The organism is Rhizobium aureum, from assembly GCF_030182495.1.
GTDB lineage: Bacteria > Pseudomonadota > Alphaproteobacteria > Rhizobiales > Rhizobiaceae > Rhizobium > Rhizobium tropici_C.
Genome location: NZ_JAQJCI010000001.1, coordinates 61,154 through 86,714 on the forward strand (window position 1 = coordinate 61,154; position 25,561 = coordinate 86,714).

The window sequence follows — 25,561 nt, forward strand, 5'->3', positions numbered from 1 at the left end:
TTAAATTAATGGAGAAGATATAAACAACTTTTGCGATTTTTGGTGTATTTCTCCGATGTATGTACAACGATATCGGCGAGCGAAGATTATTAGGACACTAGTGATTCTCTGTTCGACCGGTGATTGGCCAAAAATGCTAGCCTGGTTTTAGAATTTACACATGATATTGTGTCTGGGCCCATTGCCGTATTAAATCCGTGATGCGGCAGCCCAGCGTCATGCGTCCGCGAGGTCGCTTAAACCCCGCAGGCTATTGAGAACAAGCCAGATAAAGGCAGTGTCCACACCGCTAGGACGACCAAGCTGCTGGTCCTTGCGGACGACACGTTATAGCCAACAGCGAGTCGAGATTCTCACGGTCGTCTCCGGCGATAGTTCCAATTCATTGCTCCGCCGAAAGCCAACGCTTTAAACTGCATGACATTTCGCTCCGCTTGATGCTGCGACCAAGAACGTCACGTCCTTCGCTTGGTCAAAGGCCGGCGACGTTCGAGTGAGGGCATTTGCGAGTGGATCGTGACCCAGTCGGCGAAGGCAGCATGCAGGAACTCCTGTTATCCGAACAGTTGCCCGTTCATTGAACCGCCGAAACGACGCTCGCTACAGCAAGCGCGATGAGCTGACCAATTCGCCATCCTTGGTGACGATGGTCGAACCATATGGCTCGCGGGACGCGACAATCAACGCATCATCCGGCAATGGCCGCGCAAGATCCATGGCTTCCTCCCAAGGCGCCCTCATCCAGACATCGGCCTCTTCCTTGGTCAGCAACAGCACCGGCATGGCCTTGTCGTGAATCGGCTTGACGAGATTGTTCGGATCGGTGGTCAGAAACCCATAGAGATCGTCGGTCGTGAAGCCATCCTTGACCTTGCGCACCGATGTCCATTGCGGAACATGAATGCCGGCAAAGAACATCAGCGGCTTATCTTCATCGCGCGCGAACCAGGCATTCGGCACATTGCCGCCTGCTTCCTGGCTTGCCGGATCCGGCTCGGCGAAGCTGGTGACGGGGACAAGACAGCGGTTCTCGACGCCGAACCAGCGCTTCCAATGCGGAAGCTTCAGATTGCGCACATTGGTGACACCACGGTCGACCTGCTCGCGCACCAACTGCTCGAAGTCGAACTCCTTACCCTTGACTCGCAGTTTCTCGGCCTTGGCCTGCGCTAGCTTTTCAAGAACGAACCTTGGGGAGGGAAGGCCCCAGCGGGCATGAACGAGCTGCTTGCCTCCGTCGGCGGTGTTGCGGACGATCGGCCCCATCTGATCTGGGTTCATCTGATAGGCCGGCATCAGGTTGATCAGGCTCTCGGCGTCCTGAGCCCACTTGTTCACCCAGTCCTTGTCTTCCATGCGGTACAAGTTGCACATCGACGCTCCATCTCCCCTTGAAGCAGGCGGACATGGTAGCCGACGAAGCGCCGGAATGCCAATCGATGGGTGCCGGCCGATCGACTTCGAAACTTTTTCGAAAGCTTCATCATCGCCCGATCGAAGTCATGTCCATGATTCCCAATGGGAATCTTAAAGTCGACTAAAATAGAGGGATAATATTCCTATTTCGGGTTGCTTGACTCGCGAATCGCGTTGGAACATTTAGTGAACAAATACACTTGACCGACATCACGTCGATGCTAACGCGACCTCGCAAGGACCCGTGAATGATGACCGCTGCCCGTAATCGGGTGATATCCGATCTGAAGGATCGCATTGCGTTACTGGAAGGCAATGCGGGCAGGAGGAGCGGCTGTCTCGCCTTTGGCGTGCCTGAGATCGATGCCGTATTGCCGGGTGGTGGTCTTGCCTATGGCGCCGTACACGAGTTCGCAGGTGGCGGAGCAGGGGTCGTCGATGGAGCAGCTGCCACGCTCTTCGCCGCCGGCATCGCGGCGCGGACCAGGGGCAAGATCGTCTGGTGCCTGACGCGGCCGGACCTGTTCTTTCCGGCGCTGGCGCAGGCAGGTCTTCATCCCGACCGGGTCATCTTCGTCGAGGCCGACCGCGAGGAGGACGTTCTCGCGTCGATGGAAGAGGCGCTGGCCTTCGGCGGCCTTGGCGCCGTCGTCGGCGAGATCGTCCGGCTGCCGATGGTGGCGTCGCGCCGCCTGCAGCTCGCGGCGGAAAAGACCGGGACGATGGGCCTGGTGGTCCGGCGCTGGCGCCGGCAGGTGGAGGCCTCGGATTTCGGGCAGCCGACGGCGTCGACGACGCGGTGGCGGGTCAGCGTCTTGCCATCGGAGGAATTGCCGGTTCCGGGCGTCGGGCGGCCGCGATGGCTGCTGGAATTGATGAGAGTGAAGGCGGGTGAGTGCGCTGAGTTTATCGTGGGAGCGTGCGATGCCACGGGTCGTATCCATCTATCTGCCGGACCTGCCGATCGAGCGGATCAGGCGCATGAATCAGAAAGCAGAATTATCGCCTGACCGGCCGCTGGTGCTGATCACGAGCAGCGGCTCCAAGCGCTTTATATCCGCGGCCGATGCAAAGGCCAGGGAGGCCGGTATTCGGGTGGGCATGCCGGCCGCCAAGGCGCAGGCCATGGTGCATGGCCTGCAATTCGTCGATGCCGATCCGGCGGCCGATGCCGAAGCGCTGGAGCGGATCGCACTCTGGGCCCTCTCACAATATTCCCCGATCGTCGCGGTCGACGGCACGGATGGCATCGTCATGGATACGGAAGGGGCCGATCATCTGCAGGGTGGCGAGCTTCCCATGCTCATCGGGATCGTCAATCGCTTCCGGGCGCGGGGGCTGACCGTCCATGCAGCGCTCGCCGACACCTGGGGCGCGGCCCATGCCTGTGCCCGCGCCACCAACCGCGAAGCCGTCATCATTCCGCCTGGAGAGACCACCCGCGCCGTCGAACGGCTATCGATCTCGCATCTGCGGCTATCGGCCGAAACCGTCATCAGCCTTCGAACGCTGGGTTTTAAAACCATCGGCGAGCTGTTGGCGACGCCGCGGGCGCCATTGGCGCTGCGCTTCGGTCCGGAGATCGGCCGGCGTCTCGACCAGATGTTTGGTCGTGTCGCCGAACCGATCGACCCCATCCGGGCGCCGGAATGGATCGAAGTCAGCCGTGCCTTTGCCGAACCGATCGGTGCCGCCGAGACGATCGACAAATATGTCGGGCGTCTCATCGTCAGGCTGGTAGCCGAACTGCAGCGCAAGGGGCTCGGCGTCCGTCGCACAGATCTGATTGTCGAAAAGGTCGATGGCAGCAGGCAGGCGATCCGCGCCGGCACGGCCAAGCCGGCCCGCGACGTCGCCTGGCTGACAAAGCTGTTTCGCGATCGAACGGAAAAGATCGAGCCCGGCTTTGGTATCGAGAAGCTGACGCTCGTCGCCGTCATGACCGAACCGCTTGCCGAGGAGCAGCGGTCGTCGCTGGTTGATGAGAACGATCAGGACATCACGCCACTGATCGACACCTTTGGCAATCGTGGCCAGCGCGTCTATCGCATCGCGCCGGTGGCCTCCGACGTCCCCGAACGCAGCGTCCGGCGGATCTCGGCGGCAGCCGAAGACATCACGGAAACGTGGGTGCATCACTGGCCGCGTCCCGTGCGGCTGCTGGCGCGGCCGGAAGCAATCGACGTCATCGCGCTGTTGCCGGATCATCCGCCTGTCTCCGTCACCTGGCGCGGCAGGCGCCGGCGGGTCAGACGCGCCGATGGTCCCGAGCGCATCTTCGGGGAATGGTGGACCAGGAGCTCCGAATTCGATGCGGTGAGGGATTATTTCGTGATCGAGGACGAGAGTGGTGAGCGTCTCTGGATCTTCCGCTCCGGTGACGGCGTCGATCCTGCCACAGGCTCGCATCGCTGGTTTTGCCACGGGATCTTCGCATGAGCTACGCCGAGCTGCAGGTCACCACCCATTTCTCCTTCCTGCGCGGCGCGTCTTCGGCCGACGAGCTATTCCGAACGGCGAAGGAACTCGGCATCAGCGCCTTGGGCATCGTCGACCGCAATTCGATGGCCGGGATCGTGCGGGCGCTTGAGGCTTCGCGGACCACCGGCCTGCGTCTCGTCGTCGGCTGCCGTCTCGATCTTGCCGACGGCATGTCCATCCTCGTCTATCCCACCGATCGCGTCGCCTATTCCCGCCTGACCCGGCTTCTGACGCTCGGCAAGGGCAGGGGTGGCAAGGGCAACTGTATCCTGCATTGGGAAGATATCGCGCTCTATGCCGAGGGCCTGATCGGCATTCTTGTCCCCGATCTTGCCGACGAGACCTGTGCCCTTCAGCTCCGGAAGCTTTCCGAGATCTTCGGCGATCGCGCCTATCTGTCGCTCTGCCTGCGCCGGCGGCCCAATGATCAGCTGCGACTGCATGAGCTCTCCAATCTCGCGGCGCGCTTCAAAGTGAAGACGGTCGTCACCAATGACGTCCTTTTCCACGAACCGTCACGCCGGCAGCTGCAGGATATCGTCACCTGCATCCGCAACACCTCCACCATCGACGATATCGGCTTCGAGAGGGAGAGGCACGCAGACCGTTTTCTCAAACCTCCGGAAGAAATGGCGCGGCTCTTTCCGCGCTATCCCGAAGCGCTCGCGCGCACGCTCGAGATCGTCGAACGCTGCAAATTCTCGCTGGAGGAGCTCACCTACCAATATCCGGAGGAAGCGATCGTACCGGGAAAGACGGCGCAGCAATCCCTGGAGCATTATGTCTGGGAGTGCATTCCGAACCGCTATCCCGAGGGCTTGCCGCCGTCTGTGCTGAAGGTGATCCGCCATGAGCTCGATCTCATCCGCACCATGAACTACGCTCCCTATTTCCTGACGGTGTTTTCGATCGTCCGTTATGCCCGCGGCCAGGGCATTCTGTGCCAGGGGCGGGGATCGGCGGCCAATTCCGCCGTCTGTTATATCCTCGGCATTACCTCCATCGATCCCGAGACCAACAATCTTCTCTTCGAGCGCTTCGTCTCCCAGGAGCGCGACGAGCCGCCGGATATCGACGTCGACTTCGAGCATGAGCGGCGCGAGGAGGTGATCCAATGGATCTACAGGACCTATGGTCATGACAAGGCGGCTCTCTGCGCGACGGTGACGCGCTACCGCGCCAAGGGAGCGATCCGCGATGTCGGCAAGGCGCTCGGCTTGCCGGAGGACGTCATCAAGTCGCTGTCGTCGGGCATGTGGTCGTGGTCGGAGGAGTTGGTGACCGAACGTAGCCTGCGTGAGCTCAACCTCAATCCTAGGGATCGCAGACTGGCTCTGACCCTGAAACTGGCGCAGCAGCTGATGGGCGCGCCCCGTCATCTCGGCCAGCATCCCGGCGGTTTCGTGCTGACCCACGACCGGCTCGACGATCTCGTGCCGATCGAGCCGGCATCCATGGTCGATCGGCAGGTGATCGAGTGGGACAAGGACGACGTCGAAGCGCTAAAATTCATGAAGGTCGATGTGCTGGCGCTCGGCATGCTCACCTGCATGTCGAAGGCCTTTGCCTTCATCCAGGACCACAAGCATCTGGATCTCGATCTGGCTCAAATCCCTCAGGAGGATCCGGCGACCTATGCGATGATCCGCAAGGCCGATACGCTCGGCACCTTCCAGATCGAATCTCGCGCCCAGATGTCCATGCTGCCGCGCATGAAGCCGCGCACCTTCTACGATCTCGTCATCCAGGTGGCGATCGTCCGGCCCGGTCCGATCCAGGGCGACATGGTGCATCCTTATCTACGTCGGCGCGAGGGCAAGGAGAAGGTCGACTATCCAACGCCGGAGCTCGAGGCCGTTCTCGGCAAGACGCTCGGCGTGCCGCTCTTCCAGGAGAGCGCCATGAAGGTGGCGATGGTCTGCGCCGGCTTTACCGGCGGCGAGGCCGATCAGCTGCGCAAATCGATGGCGACCTTCAAGTTCACCGGCGGTGTCTCGAAGTTCAAGGACAAGCTCGTCTCCGGCATGGTCAGGAATGGTTATACGCCGGAATTCGCCGAAAAGACCTTCTCGCAGCTCGAAGGCTTCGGCTCCTACGGTTTTCCCGAAAGCCATGCCGCCAGTTTCGCCCTGATTGCCTATGCCTCATCTTATGTGAAACGCCACTATCCCGACGCCTTCTGCGCGGCCCTTCTGAACTCGCAGCCCATGGGCTTTTATGCGCCGGCCCAGATCGTCGGCGATGCCCGGAAGCATGGCGTCGAGGTCCGTCCGGTCTGCATCAACAGCTCGCGCTGGGACTGCACGCTGGAACCGGTCGAAGGCAGCGATCGCCACGCCGTTCGTCTCGGCATGCACATGGTCCATGGTCTTGCTCAGGTCGATGCGGCCCGCATCATTGCCGCCCGCGCTGACCAACCATTCGAGAGCGTCGATGACCTCTGGCGGCGCTCCGGCGTGCCGGCCGCATCCCTGGTCGAGCTTGCCGAGGCGGACGCGTTTCTGCCGTCGCTCAATCTGCAGCGCCGCGATGCGCTCTGGGCCATCAAGGCGTTGCGCGACGAGCCCTTGCCGCTCTTTGCCGCGGCGGCCGAGCGCGAGCAAAGGACGATCGCCGAGCAGCGGGAGCCAGAGGTCCGCCTGCGCCAGATGACGGAAGGGCATAACGTCATCCAGGACTATAGCCATACCGGTCTCACCCTTCGCCAGCATCCGCTTGCCTTCCTGCGCCAGGATCTTACCGCCCGCAACATCGTCACATGCGAGGAGGCGATGTCCGCCCGTGACGGCCGTTGGCTGATGACGGCTGGCCTCGTGCTCGTGCGCCAGAAGCCGGGCTCGGCCAAGGGCGTCATGTTCCTGACCGTCGAGGATGAGACCGGGCCCGCCAATGTCGTTGTCTGGCCCAGCCTCTTCGAGCGCCGCCGACGCATCGTTCTCGGATCCTCGATGATGGCGATCAATGGCCGCATCCAGCGGGAAGGGGAGGTGGTCCATCTGGTTGCCCAGCAGCTCTTTGATCTCACCAGCGATCTCTCCGGTCTTGCCGATCGCGATCAGGCCTTCAGGCTACCGACCGGGCGCGGCGACGAGTTCGCGCATGGGACGCCGGGAAGCCCGGATTCGCGAGAGCGGGCAATAATGAAGGCGCGGGAGATTTATGAGCCGGATCGGCTTATTGAGAGGTTGAAGGTGAGGGTGCGGAATTTTCAATAAGCATGGGGGTGAGCTATATCGTGATCCTCACGTCCCTATGTTGTTTTGATTTCCAAACCTCTACCTGGAAGCAAGCCACAATCGGCGTGCTTCTGATCTTCACGAATTGATGAGTGAAGAACATCCGCTGGCACGGGCGGGCGAGCTTTTCGATGTGAGTTCCATTGAGAAAGGACCGGCTACGCCGGCCCTTTCGATCTCTTACCAGGTCTGACGGTCATACCAATCGTCGACGTCGGACTTGGCGCGGTCCTTAGCAAGGCCGTACCGCTCCTGGATCTTGCCTTCGAGCTGATCTCGCTTGCCGGCGATTTGATCAAGATCGTCGTCAGTAAGTTTACCCCACTGTTCCTTGATCTTGCCCTTAACCTGCTTCCAGTTGCCTTCGACGCGATTCCAATCCATGGCAATTTCTCCTTTTCGGCTTACCAAGGATCAATGCTCAAAGATGCGAATTGTTCAATTCTAAGCCACTGTCAGCGCGGCGCGCGATAATCTTCCGACTTGATTTCGGATGTACCTGCATCGCCGTTGCGAACAGTCAGGCGACTTTCGCCGCAAGCATTTCGTTGATGCAATCTTCGTTGCGCGCTTCCAGCTGCTGCATCGGAAAGGCATTGATGAACATGCGGATCGTCTCGTCGAGATCGGCACCGGATTGCGACCAGCCCGGACCGCAATTGACCTGCTCGCCGGCGAGATCCTCGACTTGGAACAGGCCACAGGTTTCGCCAGCCTCGTCATCGACGGCAAGCTGAAGCGTGCCGAAACCTCGGTGTTCGTCATTCCAGTAAACAGCCACCTGAAGATAACGGATGCCAGGCCGATTGCCGACCTCCGTCAGTAGCAAGCCATGAACCTCGTCTATCGCGAGCGGCTTCGGCTCGTCCCAGCAAAGTTCCTCGTCCAAGGTCGGGTAGTCCATGACGTTTTCCAGCAGGTCGCGCATCCTGCCGAGATGGTGCAGCATGTCTGGCGACTTGCCACGGAAGCCGGGTCGGTCGTCCCTGAAGGTGTCAAAGGCATGCCGTCCCAAATGACCGACAAAATCATAAAGCGCCTGCGCGTCGTCCTGAGATATAGTGAGGACACCATCTCTAGGCCGTGGATCTCTCGAATATTCAAACATTGCTATCTCCTCCGCTTTCAAAACTCGGAACCCAGCCGCGCGTAAAGCCGACGCTCATTCCGGCTTCACTAAGTGCCAGCTGTCCTCGAACGAATTGCAGCTCGGCGAGAAGAGCGCCGATTGCCGCATGAGCATTGCCTTCAAAGAGCTTGAGCACGGAAGCGACCTGATCGGATTGCAGTTCATCTGTTTGAGCGGCTACGGCTGTCATGAGGCAATATGTCTCCTGCACCCCTAAAATCATGGGGTGTCAAACTGCTGATTTATAAATATGGAATTGCGCGGCCGGTTTTCGCTCTGGCAATTTGTTCCTATTATGTTCTCATTTTAGATGGAGTCAAGAGCACCTCCTGTTTGGCCGAAAGCCAACAGCCTGGTGGCGCGAACCCAAAAGCTTGCAGCGGAATATGACCGAAATTATTTCTATCCGCATACGGGATTGTCGATAGGCGGGAGGAGGAAAACGGCAATGACCGAGCGGTTTGTCAGCAAGTATGATGAGCCATTGACCTCGAATGATCTCGATATTTGCCAGCGGGCCTTGGACGAAATTTTGACGAGGCTGAAGGTTGGCAAGGACACGGAGGAGGCGCAACGAGCAGCGGCGGTCATCATAGAGCTCTACCGACAAGGCGTGCACAGAGATACGCAATTGGTGGAACTGGCGGCGGGGCCGGGAGGAGCAGGCAATCCGGATTGATTGCCACGCGGAAAGACTCGACTCGTGAAGCTTTCTCTGCTGCACTGTTTTCATGACGAAGTCCCAGCGTAAGTCATCAAAACCACTTCTCGCCACCTCGGAAATGCCGCTGCGAAGCCGGGCGCGCAAAGCTCGTGATCCAGACCAACCGCAATTGCCGCTCGATCCAATGCCGGAGCGGATCGAGCCGGCGCTAGCACTTCTGAAATCCGACGTCCCGAAAGGGCCGCAATGGCTCTACGAGATAAAGTGGGATGGTTATCGTCTCGCCATTCACGTTGAACCAGGCCGCGTACGGGTCCTCACGCGTGGCGGGCATGATTGGACCGATCGCTTTCCGACGATCACCAACGAGGCCGCCAAATTTGGCACGACGATGATCCTCGATGGCGAGGCTGTCGTCCTGGATGATCAGGGGAGGTCGAACTTTGGCGCTCTTCAGCGAGCCCTTGGCGGAAGAGGAGGGCACCGCCGGGCGGATGAGGCGATCTTCTATGCCTTCGATCTCCTTTATTTCGATGGTCACGATTTGACAAAGCTGGATCTTGCCGAACGTCGACAAATCCTGGATGGCCTTCTGGCCGATCATGCAGGCGTCATAAAACTATCCGAAGAGGTGGAAGCCGACGGCGACGAGCTGCTGGCTGCCGCATGCGCGCACGGCCTCGAGGGCATAATCGCGAAGAACCGCGAGCAGCCCTATCGCTCTGGTCGTACCGGTGATTGGATCAAGGTGAAATGCGTCCAGAGCGACAGCTTTTTCATCGTCGGCTATGAACCCTCCGCTGTTGCACACGGCGGGATCGGCAATTTGTTTCTCGCTGCCTACAAAGGAAACGATCTCATCTACGTCGGCAACGTCGGAACAGGCTTCAATGAGCGCGACGCAACCAGGCTTCGCAGGGATCTGGATAAGCTCAAGACCTCGCGGGCGCCGATTGCCTTGAAACAGCGCGGCGTCGTTTGGGTGCAGCCAACGCTCATCGCCGAAATCGAATATCGTGCCTGGACCGATGATGGCAAACTGCGCCATGCTTCCTACAAGGGACTTCGGGAGCGGCAGGACAATGCCGAGGTCTATCGTCTACCGCAATGAGGCTCAGAATTATCCTCTGAGCGCGTCCGTATCGAGGCGATCGCGTTATAGAACATCGTGTGGCTGATTGCGGGTCGGTGAACACGTCGATCTCCCTGGCCGGCGCGAAATCAGTCCTCATACTCTGAGAGGGCAAAAGCTCCCTGTTGAGCGCGCAACCCGACGACACCGGGAGTGGCCCGGAGACAATATTTCAACCGGTTGGCAATGAATCCAGGATCGGATCAGGTTTGAAAATCTCCGGTCCAAAACAGAGGCGGCCGTCAAAAGGCCGGATGTCCCGTAGATCCAGGCCGTCGAGTGCAAACGAGACGTGGGGTGTGTAGTCTCGATAAAACCACGTCATCCCCGCCCGGCGAAACTCAACGTGACGGCGTGAGAGCTTGACGGAACCAAAGGCCAGTACGACGATGCCTCCAAAGTCCAGGACAGCTCTTCGTTGGCTGGCGCGGATTGTCAAATCGCTCGCGGCAGGAACCAACTTCCGACCGACGTTCGGGTCGTGGAATTTGCCGATCGTGACATGTAACGCGGTCGCCGGCACGATCTCCTGGAAGCCTTCGGTGATCGCCCAATCAATTAAGTCGTTTCGATTAAGAAGTTCCCTGATGACGAACATACGCTTCTTTCGCAGGAGCTTCAGGAGGGCGCTTATCTCTCGGTCTCTAAATGATTACAAAGATTTATGAAATCGAGACGGGACCTTTGGTTCGATTCTCATCAAGAGCTTAGATCGATCGATTGGCCTTCAGAAAGTCCAGAAAGGCCCGCATCCCCGCTCCGATATGGCGGTGTCTCGGGTAGTAAAGGCAGAGGCCGGGATAGGGCGGGGTCCATTCGGATAGCACCTGCCGGAGTCTCCCGTCGGCGACTGCGTCAGCCGCCATCCATCTTGTGACATAAGCAAGCCCGCAACCGTCCAGAGCCGCCGCCAGGAGAAGTCGGGACTGGTCGACGACGAGGTTGCCTGTCGTTGCTACGACGATCTTCTCGCCGCGACGCTGAAACTCCCAGCGGTAGATCGACCCACCGGCCATCCGGAGCTGGATGCACTGGTGAAGCGAGAGATCCGATGGGCTTGCGAGGGGAGGCGCATTATCGAGATAGGCGGGCGATGCCACGACGATATGCTGCTGGTCCGGACCGATCGGGATCGCGACCATCTCGCTCGGGACGAGTTCCGCTGCACGCACACCGCAGTCGAATCCTCCTTCAGCAATGTCGACCAGTCTTCCCTCTGACCTAACCTCAAATCGCACTGCGGGCTGAAGCTTCATGAAGCGGGTCAGCAGCGGCATTAGCACCTGCTCGGCGGCGTTGGCGTCGCAGTTGATCCGCACGAGTCCGGACAACGAGGCAGTCTGGTCGTGCAGCTCCTCGACCGCGAGGCCAACTTCCGCAAGCGCCGGCATCAGTCTCTCAGCAAGTCTCCGCCCCGGTTCCGTCAGAGATACGTTCCGGGTCGAACGGTGGAAGAGCTTCACCTTTAGACGTCTCTCAAGTCCGGCGACCGCGTGGCTCAGCGCCGACGGCGTCTGGCCGAGCGTCCTTGACGCGGCACGAAACCCACCGTGCTCGGCAACGGCAAGGAAGGCTGCTAGCTCGCCCGGCGGGAGCGAGCCGACTGTTCGAATTATCTCATCATTGCGTCCAGCGTTGGTCATCTAGTTCACGAATGCCACGTGCTTATCTTTTGGGCAAGCCGAATGTCTGAAGGAGAATGACCATGACATCACCCATCCCGTTTGGGTTCTCGTCGACCGCCGCCGATGTATTGGAGGGTATCGACCTTGCCGGCCGGAATGTCATTGTGACCGGTGGCGCCGCAGGCATCGGGTTGGAGACGAGCCGCGCTCTCGCCGCAACAGGCGCGGCTGTGACGATTGCGGCCCGCCGACCGGATGAAGCCGAAAGGGCTGTTGCGGAGCTGAAGCGCGCAATGCCTGAATCCCGCCTCCGCGTTCGTCGCCTCGACCTCGCCGACCTGACTTCCGTGAAGGAATTCGCAGAGAGCTGGAACGAGCCTCTGCACGTCCTCGTCAACAACGCGGGTGTCATGGCCATTCCGGAATTGCAGCGGAATGCGCAAGGACGGGAGATGCAGTTCGCCACGAACTACCTGGGGCATTTCGCGCTCGCACTCGGCCTGCGTCCGCATCTGGCCAAGGCAAATGGTGCCCGTGTCGTTTCGGTCGCCTCGACCGGCAACCTCTTTGCGCCGGTATTCTGGGACGATCCGGACTTCCGCTTCATTCCGTACGATCCGCTGCTTGCCTATGGGCAGTCAAAGACAGCCTGCATCCTGATGTCCGTCGGAATCACCAAGAACTGGGCCAGCGACGGCATCACGTCCAATGCGCTCAATCCCGGAGCGATTGCGACCGGCCTTCAAAAGCACACCGGCGGGCTTCGAACCCCCGAGCATCTGCGCAAGACGATTGAACAGGGGGCAGCCACGTCGGTGCTGCTCGCGGGTTCGCCTCTGGTAGAGGGCATTTCCGGAAGATATTTCGACGACTGTCAGGAAGCCCCAGTCGTCGACGAGCGCGGACCTGGGCCCTTCAAAGGCGTGGCGAGATACGCGATCGATCCGGAAAACGCCTTTCGTCTTTGGGAGATGGCGACTCGGATGGCCTGATCGACGCTTCGGTTTGCGTAACCTGCCGGACCTTGGAGAGACCGACAGGTTGGTTCCTTGCCGACCGCAACAGCCGCGATCAGGCCTTTGCCGCTACTGCAAGCCGGAACGGCGCCCCGAGGCGATTAAAGGCATTCATCGCGGCAATCGTGATCGTTAGATCGACGAGGTCCTTTGGTTCGAAGGCGGCTGCGGCTGCGGCATATGCCTCATCAGACGCGTGAGTCTGGCTGACGTTGGTCACTTCCTCGGCCCAAGCGAGAGCAGCCCGTTGCTGCTCGCTGAACAGATGGGGCACCTCGTGCCATACCGGCAGCAGGGTGATCTTGTCCACTGACATCGTCTTGCGCAAATCGCGGCTGTGCAGGTCGATGCAGTGGGCGCAGCCGTTGATCTGCGACACGCGCAGGAAGACGAGGTGGATCAACTCGTCCGGCAGGTTCGTCTTGGTTGTAACATAGTGGTGGACACCATAGAGCGCCTTTGCGCCCTCGGGGGCGACTTCGGACCAGTTCAAGCGGGACATCTTGCTTTCCTTTCTTGAGGACACGGTTCTCCGGCCGCCGGAGAAGCCGTCGCTGCTCATTCATTAGTTGAGGGCTAGGTTTGGTAGGTCGATCTACGGCTTGCGCGGCGTCGTCAGGATGGTGTCGTCAGTATCAACGACAAACACGGCGAGCAGCTTCGCCGGCTCACTCTTGCTGGCATTGGCGCTGACATCGTGGCGGTCGCCCGGTAGTTCGGTGAAGTTCTGACCGGCGGTAAAGGTCTTGGTCTCACCGCCGTTCACCGCGCTCATGACAGCGCCTTCAAGGATCGTTGCGTAGATCAGCGCGGACTTCGCGTGGGTGTGCGCGGCGCTATAACCGCCGGGGCCGTACTCGACCAGTGCGGCCTTGATGCTCTTGCCTGGTACGTCTGGAAGAGGATGCTCATAGACCAGTGTCACCTTGGCGTCCTTCGTATCGTAGGCCAGCGCAGGCTTGGTGACGTCATGCGCCTGGGCCGCAGCCAGCGAGGCTGCCAGTGCGGCGGCCGCATAGAGAAATGCTTTCATGATTTTTCTCCTGATGTTCGGTGGTTTAGGTGTTAAGCCATCCAGCGAGCGTGATCCCGCCCTTGATGTAGTTGCCGCTGGGCACCAGCGAGCCCGTGACGACGGGAGCGCCAAAGTAGTCGACGGAGGCATCGGCGCTCACCGGCCGGGCGTCGCCCTTTGCATCGAGATAGGTCCGGATGAAGGATTCGAACGGTGCGCGCTCGGGTCCGGCAAGATCGACTGTTCCATTCTTCGGGCCTCCCAGCGCGGTCTCCACCAGAGCGGCGGCGACGTCATCGGCTGCGATCGGTTGGAAGTCGATATCCGGCACTTTCACTGCACCGTCGGCTGCATAGGCGCCGGCCAGGGTTTCGATAAACTCGTGGAACTGCGTTGCTCGGACGATGGTATAGGCCTGGCCCGACGATGCCACCGCCTCTTCCTGCGCCAGCTTGCCGGCCATGTACGGGTTGGCGGCAAGGCCATCGACATTGACGATCGAGAGGACCACGTGATGGCGCACGCCCGCGGCCTGTTCCGCGCTCGTTAGGTTGCGGCTCGACGTTCCAAAGAAATCGGTGATGACGGCCTTGTCGAACGACATCATGTTCGACACGTCAATGACGGCGTCCGCTCCTTCAAGGACTTCTTCCAGTCCTTCACCCGTATAGGCGTTGATGCCGTTGCGAGAACTTGCGGCGACGGCTTCGTGGCCGGCGTCCTGCAGCAGCTTTACTGCCTTCGAGCCGATCAGGCCCGTGCCGCCGATGACGACGACCTTCTTCATCTTGGTCATGGTGCTTTCTCCTATGACGAGGCGCGATTGCCCGTCTTGCGTTCGTGGAGTTCGAGGAAGGCGCATCCGCGGGCGGCGATACCGCCGTCGTCGTCTGCGCCGAGGTCCGCCAGAAGGTCCGCGACGGACACCTTGGCGAGTTCCGCGCGGTAGGCCTTTTCGGCCTTCAGCATCGCGGCATTGATCTGGCAGGGCTTGGTGAAGTAGCGCTGCGGCAGAGGGTTCGGTCCCCGTTGGCGGATCTCGGCGCACCGGAAAGCGGGTGCCGGTCCTTCGACCGCGAGGACGATGTCGAGTAGGCTGATATCCTTCGGGGCCTTGGCTAGTCGATAACCACCCTTCGGCCCCGGCGTCGTTCCGACGATTCCGGCGCCGGACAGCGCCTGCAGGTGCTTCAGCAGATAGCTCGTCGACACGCCGTGCAGTTCGGCGAGTGCTCCTGCCGACAGCACGCCGTCTTCTGACAACCCCGCCAGGAATGCCGTGCAGTGGATGGCTTGCTCGACCCCTTCGCTTAGTTTCATCTTGCATCTCCTAATCGTGGATATAAAATGTCTATGATTGTGATTGGTGTCAATGCCCGATCACTTGGCGCGCTCGAAATTCCGAATATCAGATCAGAAAACGGAGTTTCGACGCCTTGGTGCCTCGCCATAGTCAGGACGCTCGCAGCAGCGGAACAACATCAAAGGACATCGAATGACCACCAAGCTCGCACTCTCCTCGACACCGGAAGGCATCGTCCCGGCGCTTCTCGCCCATCTGAACTCGCTCGACGTCGAGACCATGCTCGGCTTCTACGAGCCGGAGGGATTGATCGTCGACGCCGCGGGCGTCGCTCACGTAGGCAAAGAGGCAATCGGCAGGGAGCTTTCCAAGTACTTCAGCCTCGGCCTTCAGATGTCGATCACGCAGCGTCACCTGTTCGTGGCTGGCGACGTCGCGTCCCTCATCCTCGATTGGTCATATATCGGCACCGCGAAAGATGGCACGGAGATCAACATGGTCGCCACCGCGACCGACATCGCGCGCAGGGGGGCGGACGGTCTGTGGCGCTACCTGATCGACAACCCGTTCGGCTCGATGCCGAGGAGCGCCGGCTGATGACGGACGCCGCGGAAGTTCCGAACGAGGCGACAGCGCCCGCATTCCGCGGCGTGCTCACAACCGGCGTCTATTGCAGGGCGACGTGCATCTCCCGTCCGCCTCGTCCTGAGAACATGCGCTGGTTCGGGTGCGTCTCCGACGCACAAAGAGCAGGCTTTCGCCCCTGCCGACGATGCCGTCCCGACGACGAGGATTTCGCCAGGAGGAATGCCAATCTGGTTGCCGAGGCGTGCAGGCTGATCGATGCCGGGGACAGCTCTCCGACTGTGGCGGCTCTCGCACATGCGCTCGGCGTCAGCGAAGGGCACTTCCACCGGACGTTCCGCGCGCAAACAGGAGTGACCCCGCGAGCATACATTCAGGAGAAGCGGGCAGCCCTCCTACGAGAAGGACTACGGCCGGGAAAGTCGGTGACGTCGACATTTTACGACGCCGGCTACGGCTCGAGCAGCCGGTTCTACGCGGTCTCGAACAAAGCGCTCGGGATGGCGCCTGCAGACTACCGCGCTGGCGGACGCGCGGAAACTATCCGCTTCGCCCTCGGTCTGGCGTCTCTTGGCTCGATCCTTGTCGCGTCGAGCAAAAAGGGCGTCGTCGCGATTCTGATAGGGGATGATCCGGGTAAGCTCCTCAGAGATCTTCAGGATCGCTTCCCGAGCGCCAATCTCGTCGGCGGCGACCAGGACTACGAACATGTCGTCGCCTGCGTCGTCGGAATGGTAGAAGCTCCCGGCCTGGGTTTGGACCTTCCTCTCGACGTACGGGGAACCGCGTTTCAAAGGCGGGTATGGACCGCCCTGCGGGAAGTTCCGCCGGGCCAGACGGTGAGCTACGAGGAGCTTGCTCGCAGGATCGGGAGCAGGAAAGGAGGGAAAGCGGTCGCCAGCGCCTGCGCGAGTAATCCACTGGCCGTCGCTATTCCCTGCCATCGCGTAACAAAGAGCGACGGCTCCGCCTTCCGCTACACCTGGGGCATCGATCGCAAATGCGAGCTTCTGAGAAGGGAGGCAAGCTTCGCCTCGGACCGCTGCGCTGCTAAAGAATGCCTGGGCGAGAGCCAGCGGGGTCCGCATCTGTGATGATTGTGAGTAGCGCAGCAAGATCGGATTTCCTGCGAGCGACGTCGGCCAGGGTGTAGCGGTCGAATACGGAGACAAACGCGGCTGTCGCCTCTTGGAGGACCACGGGAAGACCGCATGCGGGGGCGATGATGCATCCATCGCAGACGAAGAGGTCCGTCAGCTTTTCCGTGTGGCGGAGGATCGATCCGAGGTTGATCTGATCGGCCGGCCGCGCAAGGCGGATGCCACCATTACGACCACGCATCGCTTCGATAAACCCGGCGCCGGCAAGATCCTGAACGACCTTCATCAGGTGGTTCTGGGAAATATCATAGATGGTGGCAACCTGACGGATGGATGTCAGGGCATCGTCCTTTGCCGCCAAGTGGATCATCACCCGCATCGCGTAGTCACTGTAGGTCGAGAGTTTCATCAGCATTCCTGCGACAAAATGGCAGCCGTACAAAATATGCATTTACATAGCATGTTTTTAGTCCCACGAATAGATGCATCTGTTTTGCATCATTTAGGTGAGTCATGGTTACCCAGACAATTCAGCAGGAAGACATCATGCCGGTGCTGTCGAGATTCTATGCGCTGGTCAGGCGCGATCCCGAGCTTGGGCCGGTTTTCAACGAAGTCGTGGCGGACTGGACGGAACACCTGCAGCGGCTTGAGGACTTCTGGTCATCGTTGATGCTCACCAGCGGGCGCTACAAGGGAAATCCCGTTGCGATGCACGTCATCCATGCTCACCGGATCCAGCCCCAAATGTTTTCCCGATGGCTTCAGCTATGGGAGGAAACCACCAACGATATGGTACCGCCTGCCGTTGCGCAGGAAATGCAGACGAAAGCCACTCGAATAGCGGATCGACTGAATAGGGCGATGTATGGCTCAGAGGCCGTTATCGGCGCCCGCTGGCCGTCGGATGCAGCGGTTACAGAGCCATATCGCAGAACGAGGATCTTCGACCAGGTGACCGTGCCGCCGGCTTTGCTCAGCCAGCACCAGACAAAGGACGGCGCATGGGCGGTTGTGAGGATCATGGACGGGCAGGTTGTCCTTCACTTCGAAGGGGCGGCCATCCAACCCATTGTCCTCGACCCGCAAAACCCTGGTTTCATCGAACCGCGTCGGCCTCACCATCTCGAGCTGCAAGGCCCCGTGCGCTTCCAGCTCGAATTCTTTGACCGCGATCCCCGACCAAACCTCAACCTTAACCAGCAAGGACGCCATGATGCCTGCCCCTCTCAGTAACACCACCATCAGGATCGTAAAGGCAAGCGCACCTGCGCTCGCCGTCCATGGAACTGCTATCACGACGGCGATGTATGCCCGGCTTTTCCAGGACGCGCATATCAAAGAGCTGTTCAACCACTCAAACCAGGGGGAGGGAGGATCGCAGGTTCACGCACTGGCGGCGGCGATCATTGCCTATGCCCAGAACATCGATAATCTCGCCCCGGTCGTTCCGGTGGTTGAGCGTATTGCTCACAAGCACATCGGGTACCACATCCTCCCGGAGCACTATCCTTACGTCGCCACCGCGCTCCTGGCCGCGATCAAAGACGTGCTGGGCGACGCTGCCACGCCAGAGCTGATCGAGGCTTGGGGTGAGGCGTATTGGTTCCTCGCCAATCTCCTTATGGAGCGCGAAGCTGATATCCGCGAGAGTCTCGAAGCGCAGGTCGGCGGCTGGAACGGCTGGCGACCCTTTGTGATCGCGGAGAAGCGCGAGGAAAGCAGCGTCATCACGACGTTCATACTGAAACCTGCCGATGGCGGGAGCATCGTCAGGCACAAGCCCGGCCAGTATCTGACTTTCCGTCTGTTTCTTCCGGACGGTTCTCAAATAAAACGGAACTACTCGATCTCGTGCTCGCCGAACGACGACTACTATCGCATCTCTGTCAAACGGGAAGCCAAGGGTGCGGGCGGATCGCGGTTCCTGCACGATACCGCTCAGGTCGGAGACACGATCGAGGCGACGCCGCCGGCTGGAGATTTCTTCCTGCCGGAAGAGCCCGTCCGGCCCGTCATTCTTCTCTCAGCTGGTGTCGGTCTCACCCCTATGGTCAGCATGGTGGAAACGATCGGCGGGCATTATCCTGACGTGCATACCCATTACGTTCATGCTGCATTGAACAGCTCGACCCATGCCATGGATCGCCACGTCAGGTCGATCGCCAGAGACCACGGACGCATTTCGGTGGCTACGTTCTACAGCGAACCTGCGCCGACGGACGCCGCCGGCCTCACTCACGACTTTGACGGCTTCATCAGCGTGGACTGGCTCAAGCACAATACACCGTTCGAAACAGGCGAATTCTACCTCTGCGGCCCGAAGCCGTTTCTGAAATCGCTTGTGACTGGCCTCTGGAACGCGGGTGTTGAAGCCGATCGCATTCATTTTGAATACTTCGGACCAGCCGACGACTTACTGGCAGCCTGATCTTCGAAAGTGGGGGAGGCCCTAGCCCGCCCCACACGCTCCACGAAAGAAACCTCCATGTTGAATGATCTCAAACGCGCAGCACCTCTTATTATCTCTCCCCTGCTCCTCCCCGCCAGTGCATCCGCGCACGTCAAATGGTTCGCGCCCTATATTGTCGGAGCGCCTCCAGAGCCGATCGGAAAAACACTTGCTGACATATGGTTCTGGGTCGGCATCGGATTGGTGTTGCTGTTCTTCTTGCTGACCCGCCTCGTCGAGCTGAGCAAATGGGGTGGCGCAACGATCGCGGGCTTGAACAAGGCAACAAACCCCATATGGTTGCGGCAGGACGATTACATCCGATGCATCATCGCCGCGTTTTTCGTCGCTATATTCTCTGTCGGCAACGTGTACCTGACGCCTGATTTGAAGACGCCGCACGAATGGGTATCCTGGCTGCAACTCGTCATAGCATGCTGCATCTTCTGGCGCGCGACGATGCCGCTTGCAGGGGTTGGAATCATAGCTCTCTGGGTGCTCGCCCTACGCGACTATGAACTGTTTCATCTTTTCGACTATCTTGCCCTCGGCTTGGGCGTCGCCGTGTACCTCATCCTCGAACCCCAGAAGAACGAAGCCCTCAGGGAACGCCGCTTTGAAGCCCTGCGGTGGGGGCTTGCCGTTGCGCTGATGTGGTCAAGCCTCGAAAAATTCGCCTTTCCAAGCTGGTTCTATCCGCTGGTCGTAGAAAAGCCGTTCCTGACATTTGGCATGCCGCGCGACGCCTTCATCCCTATGGCTGGAGTGACCGAGTTCACTCTGGGTTTCGGGCTTCTCTGGACCCCTCTAATCCGGCGCCTTTCAGCGATAGCCCTCCTCGTGATCTTCACGGCTGCGGTATGGCCCTTCGGACGAATAGACCTGATAGGCCATGGCCTCATCATGGCAATCCTCATCGCGGTGGCTGCCGAACAGCGTTCAGGCCTTGATCTGTTCACAGGGCTGAAGCGCAAGTTGATCAACGTGCCCGTAGGATTGTCAGGCGCTCTGATCGTCTTTTGCACTGCCTACTGGGGACTGCACGTGGCATTCTTCGGCATTAACGGAATTGACCCGAACGATCTTCAGACGAAGACGACCCACTCCTATAGCAGCGAACATCCACACGGTCCGGGCGGACCTTCGGACACGCAAGCGCATGGACACTGACGACAGAAGAGAATTGGATTATGCAGCTCTACCCGCTAGGTGAAACGTCGATCGAGCTGCTCAGTTCGATAGACGTTGTCGCCTGCAACGGACGTCTTTTGCAGGTGAGAGAGTTCCAATACCGATTGAAACAGCAAACCAAACAAGGCGAGCGCTGGTTCCCCGGCGCTCGGTTTTGGAAGACGAGCGAGGGGGAGAAGGTGAAGTTGGTGGATCTGACGATGTTTGAAGTCATCGCAACCGGCGAGATTTTGTTCTCATTGGGCTAGGCTGAGATGCTTCGCTCGAAGTGATAGCCGACTGGTAAGAAATCTGAACAACGTTTTGCCACGAAGCAGAAACTCCGCCTAAGCAATGAGAGGTCTGCGGTTCGTGTACCTTCAAGAGCGTTGGATTTAACGCAAAGTGCCATCAGCTGGATGAGATGTTCATGCGATGCCATCTGTCACCGCATGAACGAGGTGCGCGATCAGCGCATGGATTTGAACGCGGCGCGCAGCTCTTCGGCGAAAATCTGGGGCTGCTCCCACGCTGCGAAGTGACCGCCTTTCGCCGCCTGGCTGTAATAGACCAGAGAAGGGTAGGCCTGTCTGCTCCAGCTTTCAGGTGCTTTGTAGATTTCCTTCGGAAAGGCCGTGATGGCGACTGGGACCTTGATGTCCTTTGTCTTCTGCGTCTCCGAGCTGAAATTGTTGTTGTTGTTTTCCCAGTAGAAACGCGACGAGGACGCACCAACATTGGTCAGCCAGTAGAGCGTAATGTCGTTGAGCATGTCGTCTCGGGAGAGGACCCGCTCAGGTACACCGTCGCTATCGCTCCATTGCGCAAACTTCTCGTAGATCCAGGCCGCGAGACCGGACGGGGAGTCGGCCAGCGAGTAACCAATGGTCTGAGGACGGGTAACCATCATCGCACCATAGGCGGCATTCCGGCCAAAGAACGTGCTGAGCGAGTGGTAAGCGTCTCGTTCAGGCTGCGACAGGCTCGCCGGAGCCGGATCGCCGGCATTGATACCCTTCATGAGGTCGCCGGGGACGGTTGCGGGCATGTTCAGGTGAATGCCGAGCAGGCCTTGTGGAGCCTGCCGCGCCAGCGCATCCGAGATGACCGAACCGTGGTCGCCGCCCTGGGAGACATAGCTTGTGTAGCCGAGGCGCTTCATCAACACGTCCCAGGCCTTGGCAACACGATCCGGTCCCCAGCCGAGTTCAGTCGGCTTACCCGAAAACCCATGTCCGGGAATAGAGGGAATGACCACGTCGAAAGCATCTTCCGCGCGACCGCCAAATGCAGTCGGATCGGTCAGCGGGCCAATGGCCTTGATGAACTCGAACTGCGATCCAGGCCACCCATGGGTCAGAATGAGGGGCAAAGCATTTGGATGGCGCGACCGAACGTGAATGAACTGGATATCCACACCGTCGATCGTCGTGATGAATTCCGGCAGTGCGTTCAGTTCCTGCTCCGCCTTGCGCCAGTCATAGTCGGTTCCCCAGTACCGAACCAGGTTCTGGACCCGTTCAAGCTGAATGCCTTGAGAGATATCCCCGACAGTCTCCTTGTCGGGCCAACGCGTGCCGGCGATGCGGCGACGCAGGTCGTCGAGCTGTGACTGGTCGACATGGATCTTGAAGGGCCTGATGCTTTCATCGGCCTTCTGCTCGGTGGCAGTGATTGCGGCCGTTTCAGCAGCGCTTGCTTGCCGTGGTCCCAAGACCGGTAGCAACATCAGAGAGCCGATCGCAAAAGCCGAGACGAGATGCAGATTGCGGCGGGATAACGTGATGATCGAAGTCATTCAACCCTCTCCTTCTTAAAGTCGTCGGTGACGACATCTGGGTGCAGGAGGGATTTACGGAGCCAACGTATCCGGCATGTTTCGTGAACAACCCGAATTGTATCGAGACTGTAGGTGTAATTTTGGCCGATACAGTCCAGTGTCCGCAACGCCGAGGCTACAGTGAGATACAAAGAAGGGTATCCGTGGAAACATGCCAGATACATGGACCGACAAATAAGGTCTGATCGAAATCAGAACATGAAGGCTGGTCCCATGAGAAGCGCACTCTTCTGTTCCATCGCACTGTCGCTTGCAGCGACCGGCGTAGCGGCGACATACTCCGCCGCAGCTGGCAACGGGCCCGAAAATGCCTCTCCCATATATGGTGTCACCATACCCGAAGGCTATCGGGACTGGAAATTTATCGCGCCGGCACAAGAGGCGCCGCCGCTCGATGAATTGCGAGCGGTGTTGGGGAACGATATTGCGATCAACGCCTATAAAAGCGGTACGCTCCCTTTCCCCGATGGCTCGATCTTGGTGAAGCTCGCTTACAAACGAAAACAATCGACCGAGTTTGCGCCTGCGACGGTTCCCGGCGCGCCGACCACGGTTCAAGTCATGGTGAAGGATACGAAAAAATATCCGGACAGCCATGGGTGGGGTTTCGGGCGTTTCGTCGATGGGAAACCGGTTGATGTTGCGCAGCACGAGACCTGTCTCTCCTGCCACGAAAGCAACGTTAAAGATCATGACTACGTGTTCACGCGATACGCGCCGTAACGGTTCAAAAGCTTGTTTCGGAAACCGCGATAGTACGCGGACATGAGGCCAGGTGACCTCCAGTTCCGTTTTCGCTCTTCTATCGCGTCTCATCGCGACTGCCACAAACTTGAGCGCATCGCATATTGCGCTTATGGTGGCAGATCTAACGTTCCAAACAGGATAGCCGACAATGGATTTCAACCCGATCGCAACGCCACCTTGCCTTGCCACATGGGGAAACCTTGTTCATGCCTTCCATCACTCTTTCCAATCTATCCTGGTCCACGCCTGACGGACGCCCGCTCTTCTCCAATCTGAATATCGTCTTCGGTCCTGAACGCGCTGGACTTGTTGGCCGCAACGGCATCGGCAAGACAACGCTTCTGAAGCTGATATCAGGCGAATTGTCGCCGTCTCAGGGATCTGTCACTGCGCCATCACGCACCCATGTCCTGCGCCAAACTGTGCAGGTGGCCGAGGAGGAAACGGTTGCCGACCTCTTCGGCGCGCGGCATGCGCTGGTTCTGCTCGCGCGGGCGCAGGCAGGGAGTGCAACGCTGGAGCAACTAGCGGACATCGACTGGATGCTTGAGGCGAATATCGAGGCGGCACTGGCGCGTTTCGGCTTGTCCATGCCCATGACCACGTCGCTTGCAAGGCTCTCGGGCGGACAGCGCACACGCGCAGCGCTTGCTGCTCAAGTCTATCGTGCGCCTGAGTTCCTGATCGTCGACGAACCGACCAATAATCTCGACCGGGATGGCCGGGCGGCGGTGATCGAGCTTTTGAATGGCTGGAGACAGGGTGCGATTATTGTTAGCCATGACCGTGAATTGCTCGAAATCGTCGATGCCGTGGTCGAACTGACCTCCCTTGGTATTAGCCGGTATGGCGGCAACTGGAGCCATTACCGCGAACGCAAGGCGCTGGAGCTTACTGCCGCGCGTCATGATCTGGCCGACGCACAGAAGCGGCTCGGCGAGGTGGAGCGCAAGGCCCAGGAGACTGCCGAGCGGCAGGCGCGCCGCGATGGCGCGGGTAAGAGAAAGGCGGCGGAGGGCGGATTGCCGAGGATTTCTGCCGGCGCGCGCGCCATGCGTGCCGAGCAGACAGGCGGTGATAATGCTGCTGCCGCAAGCCGGGTGACCGGGGAGGCCAGGGCAGAGGTGGCTGAGGCGCGACGGCGTATCGAGGTTCTCGATCCCTTCAAGGTTTCGCTGCCATCCACGGGTCTTGTGGCGTCAAGGACGGTGCTGCGGCTGGACAAGGTGACTGCGGGTTATGCAAGCGATGCACCAGTCCTCTCTGATCTTTCGCTGACAATGACTGGTCCCGAGCGGCTTGCCATCATAGGCTCGAACGGCACGGGCAAAACGACGCTGCTGTCCGTCATCACTGGAGGCCTGGCACCGTTTTCAGGGTCCGTCAGGGTCGAGGTGCCATGCGCCTTTCTCGACCAGAAGGTCAGCCTGCTTCAGCCGCAGCTGTCGATCCGGGACAATTTCATGCGGCTCAATCCCGGAGCCAGCGAAAATGCCTGCCGGGCGGCTCTCGCCCGTTTCATGTTTCGTGGCGATGCCAGCCTCAGGCAAGTGGGACAATTGTCGGGTGGGCAGATGCTGCGCGCCGGCCTGGCCTGTGTCCTCGGTGGAGAAAGGCCGCCGCAACTGCTTATTCTCGACGAACCGACCAATCACCTCGATCTTGACTCCATCGCCGCCGTGGAGGCGGGGCTGGTCGCCTATGATGGTGCGCTTCTGGTGGTCAGCCATGACGAGGCTTTCCTCGAGGCCATCGGCATCACTCGGCGTTTTCAGCTTGGCGCGCCGCTCGGAGCGTAAAAAAGCCACGCCTTTTTGGGCGCGGCTCAGTTTGATCGGAGATCTGCGGGGTCTTAGTGTGAAAGGGCTTTTGCCGCCTTTTCGATCACATCGGCGACCTTTTCGGGCTGGGAGGCGAAAACGGCGTGGCTTGCCGCAATCTCGGTCACATCGCTGCCCGCACGCCTCGCCATGTCGCGTTCGAGATCGGGATTGATCGAACGGTCATGGGTGGCGACGACCGCCCAGCTCTTGCGCGTCTTCCAGGCCGGCTCGCTAATCTTCGCCGCGAAAGCCTGCTTGGCGGCAAAGACCTGCGATCTGGCGAGAAATTCGGCGTCCTTCTTCGGAAGGTCACCGGCAAAGTCACCCGCGCATGCAGCGGGGTCCAGGTAGAGATATTTCCCGTCCTTCGTTTCGCGGATGTTCATTCCGCCGGCAGGCTTGGAGCTTGCCAGATCGAACAGGCTTTCCCCTTTGTCGGGCTGGAAGGCCGCCACATAAACGAGGCCTGCAACATGGGGGTTGTTGCCCGCCTCGGTTATGACCATGCCGCCATAGCTGTGGCCGACGAGGAGCGACGGTCCGTCCTGCAGGTCGAGTACGCGGTTGGTGGCGGCGACATCGTCGGCGAGAGAGGTGATCGGCTCCTGCACGATGGTGACGTTGAAGCCGCGGTCCACGAGGATCTCGGTTGCCTTGCGCCAGCCGGAGCCATCGGCAAGGGCGCCATGGACGATGACGATGTTCTTCACCTCCGCAGCCTGTGCGGCGAAGGCGATGACGCTGGTGGCAAATGCGATTGCTGCGATGGAGATAAAACGGCGGTTCATGTCGTGATCCTTTATTGTCTGGATAGGTGAGGGAAGGAG

27 protein-coding genes are annotated in these 25,561 nt (G+C 59.6%); 14 read left to right on the forward strand and 13 right to left on the reverse strand.

Annotated features, from left to right (window positions below; translation table 11 throughout):
* Nucleotides 1–600: 600 nt before the first annotated feature.
* On the reverse strand, nucleotides 601–1,374 hold the full coding sequence (locus PH552_RS00285; RefSeq protein ID WP_285165289.1) for an SOS response-associated peptidase: 774 nt from the start codon (nucleotides 1,372–1,374) through the stop codon (nucleotides 601–603).
* A 293-nt stretch (nucleotides 1,375–1,667) separates the two neighbouring features.
* Between PH552_RS00285 and PH552_RS00290 the strand changes: the two genes are divergently transcribed.
* Genes PH552_RS00290 through PH552_RS00300 form a run of 3 tightly spaced genes read left to right on the forward strand, consistent with a single transcriptional unit; the run spans nucleotide 1,668 to nucleotide 7,112 of the window.
* Nucleotides 1,668–2,426 (forward strand): ImuA family protein, encoded by a 759-nt coding sequence (locus PH552_RS00290; protein WP_285165711.1) that lies wholly within the window; start codon nucleotides 1,668–1,670, stop codon nucleotides 2,424–2,426.
* Nucleotides 2,341–3,855, forward strand: a complete 1,515-nt coding sequence (locus tag PH552_RS00295) for a Y-family DNA polymerase (protein WP_285165290.1) — start codon at nucleotides 2,341–2,343, stop codon at nucleotides 3,853–3,855. The genes PH552_RS00290 and PH552_RS00295 overlap by 86 nt, the downstream gene beginning before the upstream one ends.
* Nucleotides 3,852–7,112, forward strand: a complete 3,261-nt coding sequence (locus PH552_RS00300; RefSeq protein ID WP_285165291.1) for an error-prone DNA polymerase — start codon at nucleotides 3,852–3,854, stop codon at nucleotides 7,110–7,112. Before PH552_RS00295 ends, PH552_RS00300 begins: the two co-directional genes overlap by 4 nt.
* Nucleotides 7,113–7,313: 201 nt before the next feature.
* On the opposite strand, the gene PH552_RS00305 is transcribed toward PH552_RS00300, so the two are convergent.
* From PH552_RS00305 to PH552_RS00315, 3 genes are all read right to left on the reverse strand, one after another.
* Nucleotides 7,314–7,517, reverse strand: a complete 204-nt coding sequence (locus PH552_RS00305; protein WP_152094911.1) for a CsbD family protein — start codon at nucleotides 7,515–7,517, stop codon at nucleotides 7,314–7,316.
* A gap of 136 nt (nucleotides 7,518–7,653) precedes the next feature.
* A complete protein-coding gene (locus tag PH552_RS00310; RefSeq protein ID WP_285165292.1) occupies nucleotides 7,654–8,241 on the reverse strand; it encodes a hypothetical protein in 588 nt (195 codons plus the stop codon).
* Entirely contained in the window at nucleotides 8,234–8,452 is a 219-nt protein-coding gene (locus PH552_RS00315) for a hypothetical protein (RefSeq protein WP_285165293.1), read from the reverse strand. Before PH552_RS00315 ends, PH552_RS00310 begins: the two co-directional genes overlap by 8 nt.
* 258 nt (nucleotides 8,453–8,710) lie before the next feature.
* Between PH552_RS00315 and PH552_RS00320 the strand changes: the two genes are divergently transcribed.
* Nucleotides 8,711–8,941 (forward strand): hypothetical protein, encoded by a 231-nt coding sequence (locus PH552_RS00320; protein WP_152094914.1) that lies wholly within the window; start codon nucleotides 8,711–8,713, stop codon nucleotides 8,939–8,941.
* Between the two features lie 52 nt (nucleotides 8,942–8,993).
* Entirely contained in the window at nucleotides 8,994–10,037 is a 1,044-nt protein-coding gene (ligD, locus tag PH552_RS00325) for a non-homologous end-joining DNA ligase (protein ID WP_285165294.1), read from the forward strand.
* Between the two features lie 193 nt (nucleotides 10,038–10,230).
* On the opposite strand, the gene PH552_RS00330 is transcribed toward ligD, so the two are convergent.
* Nucleotides 10,231–10,656 (reverse strand): phage prohead protein, encoded by a 426-nt coding sequence (locus PH552_RS00330; protein ID WP_285165295.1) that lies wholly within the window; start codon nucleotides 10,654–10,656, stop codon nucleotides 10,231–10,233.
* Nucleotides 10,657–10,765: 109 nt separating this feature from the next.
* A complete protein-coding gene (locus PH552_RS00335) occupies nucleotides 10,766–11,701 on the reverse strand; it encodes a LysR family transcriptional regulator (protein WP_285165296.1) in 936 nt (311 codons plus the stop codon).
* A gap of 62 nt (nucleotides 11,702–11,763) precedes the next feature.
* Here PH552_RS00335 and PH552_RS00340 point away from each other — a divergent pair, with 62 nt between their 5' ends.
* A complete protein-coding gene (locus tag PH552_RS00340) occupies nucleotides 11,764–12,675 on the forward strand; it encodes an SDR family NAD(P)-dependent oxidoreductase (RefSeq protein ID WP_285165297.1) in 912 nt (303 codons plus the stop codon).
* 79 nt (nucleotides 12,676–12,754) lie between these two features.
* Here PH552_RS00340 and PH552_RS00345 read toward each other — a convergent pair whose 3' ends face one another.
* The 4 genes from PH552_RS00345 to PH552_RS00360 form a co-directional block, all read right to left on the reverse strand.
* Nucleotides 12,755–13,201 carry a carboxymuconolactone decarboxylase family protein gene (locus PH552_RS00345; protein WP_285165298.1) on the reverse strand — a complete coding sequence of 149 codons (447 nt, stop codon included), beginning with the start codon at nucleotides 13,199–13,201 and terminating at the stop codon, nucleotides 12,755–12,757.
* 93 nt (nucleotides 13,202–13,294) lie between these two features.
* Nucleotides 13,295–13,732: a cupin domain-containing protein gene (locus PH552_RS00350; RefSeq protein WP_285165299.1), complete on the reverse strand. Its 438-nt coding sequence runs from the start codon at nucleotides 13,730–13,732 to the stop codon at nucleotides 13,295–13,297.
* A gap of 25 nt (nucleotides 13,733–13,757) precedes the next feature.
* Nucleotides 13,758–14,510 carry an SDR family oxidoreductase gene (locus PH552_RS00355; protein WP_285165300.1) on the reverse strand — a complete coding sequence of 251 codons (753 nt, stop codon included), beginning with the start codon at nucleotides 14,508–14,510 and terminating at the stop codon, nucleotides 13,758–13,760.
* Nucleotides 14,511–14,521: 11 nt separating this feature from the next.
* Nucleotides 14,522–15,034 (reverse strand): RrF2 family transcriptional regulator, encoded by a 513-nt coding sequence (locus PH552_RS00360; RefSeq protein WP_285165301.1) that lies wholly within the window; start codon nucleotides 15,032–15,034, stop codon nucleotides 14,522–14,524.
* 175 nt (nucleotides 15,035–15,209) lie between these two features.
* On the opposite strand from PH552_RS00360, the gene PH552_RS00365 reads away from it, so the two are divergent.
* Entirely contained in the window at nucleotides 15,210–15,614 is a 405-nt protein-coding gene (locus PH552_RS00365) for a YybH family protein (protein ID WP_285165302.1), read from the forward strand.
* Nucleotides 15,614–16,696, forward strand: coding sequence for a bifunctional DNA-binding transcriptional regulator/O6-methylguanine-DNA methyltransferase Ada (gene ada, locus PH552_RS00370; protein WP_285165303.1), 1,083 nt, complete (start codon nucleotides 15,614–15,616; stop codon nucleotides 16,694–16,696). Before PH552_RS00365 ends, ada begins: the two co-directional genes overlap by 1 nt.
* Here ada and PH552_RS00375 read toward each other — a convergent pair.
* Complete coding sequence (locus PH552_RS00375; protein ID WP_285165304.1) at nucleotides 16,653–17,111, reverse strand: Rrf2 family transcriptional regulator; 459 nt, start codon at nucleotides 17,109–17,111, stop codon at nucleotides 16,653–16,655. The two genes, ada and PH552_RS00375, sit on opposite strands and share 44 nt — an antisense overlap.
* 104 nt (nucleotides 17,112–17,215) lie before the next feature.
* Here PH552_RS00375 and PH552_RS00380 point away from each other — a divergent pair, with 104 nt between their 5' ends.
* The 4 genes from PH552_RS00380 to PH552_RS00395 are packed head-to-tail and all read left to right on the forward strand — an operon-like array spanning nucleotide 17,216 to nucleotide 20,593.
* Complete coding sequence (locus PH552_RS00380) at nucleotides 17,216–17,938, forward strand: TehB-like domain-containing protein (RefSeq protein WP_285165305.1); 723 nt, start codon at nucleotides 17,216–17,218, stop codon at nucleotides 17,936–17,938.
* Nucleotides 17,919–19,133 carry an NO-inducible flavohemoprotein gene (gene hmpA / locus PH552_RS00385; protein ID WP_285165306.1) on the forward strand — a complete coding sequence of 405 codons (1,215 nt, stop codon included), beginning with the start codon at nucleotides 17,919–17,921 and terminating at the stop codon, nucleotides 19,131–19,133. Before PH552_RS00380 ends, hmpA begins: the two co-directional genes overlap by 20 nt.
* 57 nt (nucleotides 19,134–19,190) lie before the next feature.
* On the forward strand, nucleotides 19,191–20,324 hold the full coding sequence (locus PH552_RS00390) for a hypothetical protein (RefSeq protein WP_285165307.1): 1,134 nt from the start codon (nucleotides 19,191–19,193) through the stop codon (nucleotides 20,322–20,324).
* 20 nt (nucleotides 20,325–20,344) lie between these two features.
* A complete protein-coding gene (locus tag PH552_RS00395; protein ID WP_285165308.1) occupies nucleotides 20,345–20,593 on the forward strand; it encodes a hypothetical protein in 249 nt (82 codons plus the stop codon).
* A 200-nt stretch (nucleotides 20,594–20,793) separates the two neighbouring features.
* Here the strand turns inward: PH552_RS00395 and PH552_RS00400 are convergent, their stop codons facing one another.
* Complete coding sequence (locus tag PH552_RS00400; RefSeq protein ID WP_483315471.1) at nucleotides 20,794–22,053, reverse strand: epoxide hydrolase family protein; 1,260 nt, start codon at nucleotides 22,051–22,053, stop codon at nucleotides 20,794–20,796.
* Between the two features lie 324 nt (nucleotides 22,054–22,377).
* Here PH552_RS00400 and PH552_RS00405 point away from each other — a divergent pair, with 324 nt between their 5' ends.
* Both PH552_RS00405 and PH552_RS00410 read left to right on the forward strand, forming a co-directional pair.
* Nucleotides 22,378–22,887: a cytochrome P460 family protein gene (locus PH552_RS00405; RefSeq protein WP_285165310.1), complete on the forward strand. Its 510-nt coding sequence runs from the start codon at nucleotides 22,378–22,380 to the stop codon at nucleotides 22,885–22,887.
* Between the two features lie 230 nt (nucleotides 22,888–23,117).
* Nucleotides 23,118–24,710, forward strand: coding sequence for an ABC-F family ATP-binding cassette domain-containing protein (locus PH552_RS00410; RefSeq protein WP_285165311.1), 1,593 nt, complete (start codon nucleotides 23,118–23,120; stop codon nucleotides 24,708–24,710).
* Between the two features lie 53 nt (nucleotides 24,711–24,763).
* Here the strand turns inward: PH552_RS00410 and PH552_RS00415 are convergent, their stop codons facing one another.
* Complete coding sequence (locus PH552_RS00415; protein WP_285165312.1) at nucleotides 24,764–25,522, reverse strand: alpha/beta hydrolase; 759 nt, start codon at nucleotides 25,520–25,522, stop codon at nucleotides 24,764–24,766.
* Nucleotides 25,523–25,561 lie beyond the last annotated feature (39 nt).